The 1664-nt window shown below is 46.0% G+C and carries 1 protein-coding gene; it reads left to right on the forward strand.

Annotated elements, in window-relative coordinates; all coding sequences use genetic code 11:
* Window positions 1–1664, forward strand: a 1664-nt coding sequence (locus tag VN105_RS17780; protein WP_325642872.1) for a hypothetical protein, incomplete at both ends; no start/stop codon positions are given.

Consider the following 1664-nt stretch of genomic DNA (forward strand, 5'->3'; position numbering starts at 1 on the left):
ACAGATGATTCGCAAGCTTTCAATGATGCAATTAGCGCAGGGGTGAAGCGAGTATATATACCGCGTGGTACTTATGCAATATCTAAAGCGAAATTGCGTGACAATCTGGAGATCATTGGGGAGCCAGGAACGGTAATCAGACAGTTAAATAATACCGAGTACTACCAAAATGGCACCTTTGAGTACCGCGACACGTCCGGCGCATCCCGTGCAAACGTGACTATACGCAATATCGAGTTTATCAGCTACCCGTATAATACTAATGCACTAAATAACGCAATTCTTTTCCTTGTGGACCTGAATACGCGCGTGAGCAACATTATAATAGACAACTGTACTTTCCGGGCGCAGCAACAGACAGCAATATTTTTCCTTAACCGGTTCCAGGACTACATAGGAATTAAGAATGTAATGGTTAACAATTGCCGGGCATATGGTGATACCACGTTGTCTGCTCAAAGCAAGAACACTAACCTGGTAAGAACCCTTTCCAATTTTTCGCCGATACTTGGTTCATACGGAAAGGTTGGCATTGAGAACATTACCGTGCGCGGCTGCTACAGTGAATATATACGGACCCTCGCTGATATTAAGCGTGGTGTTCGCGGCGCTACCATTCTAGGGAATGTGGCGCGGAATAGTTACGATGTTGCGTATAGCAGTGACGGATGTTTTCAGGTCTCTATTGCCAACAACGTGGCAGACAACGACAGTCTATTTCTTTCTAAAATCACTGCTGGGGGTAGCCAGATAGAGGTGCAAGGGGAAGGCGTTAGTATTACTAACAATATTATTACTTACTGTAAGGCGAACGGGATATTAATTACCGACTATGGTCTTCCGGAAGAAGGAGGTCTCGGCCACAACTCAAAAGGTGTAGTTATTTCGGGGAATACTGTTAAATTTAGCGACATCGCGATTAAGGCGGTAAATGCGATAGGGATGAACATATCCGGGAACCAGGTGGACTATGCTAAAACCCGCAGCATCGCAGTAGACAATGGGACCGGCCGTGTAGACGGTAGCGGACAACCGTTAAAAAGTAAAGGTGTTACAGTGATCGGGAACCTTATATCTAATGTCGGATCTATTGTAGTAAGCAGCGATTCATCAGCAGCTGCAAGCAACTTCAACACATTTGGTGCAGCCACAGTTGATGGCAGTTCAACAACTCTGATAAAAAGCCCCAACACATCACAGCAGATTCTCGACGCAGTTAAAACAGTGGACGGTACCGGTAGTGGCCTTGATGCTGATTTATTGGACGGCGTAAATAGCACTGGCTTCTACGGCGCAGCGGGGACGTTCACGGACTTCAACACGGCCACTGGGAACAAGATATACACCCTCTCTGCTATTACTCCTGCAAACAGGCCGGCATCAGGAAACTATTTCTCTCTACTCAATATCGATCAGGATGTGTCGGGTAATAGCCGTGCGCAGCAAACATTTCGCATAGGCACCAATGATGTATTGGTGCGTAATCAATTTGGCGGTACCTGGTCATCCTGGAATTTATTATATCATTCAGGTAATAGTAACCTAAGTACGGTACCATGGGCGGCGTCAACTGTAACTGCGAGTGGTGCTGTAAGCATGCCATACACCACTATTTCAGCCAATACTACATTGGATGCCACATACAGGACAGTTAACACAGCAAC

It is taken from the genome of Chitinophaga sp., from assembly GCF_035564935.1.
Classification (GTDB): Bacteria; Bacteroidota; Bacteroidia; order Chitinophagales; family Chitinophagaceae; genus Chitinophaga.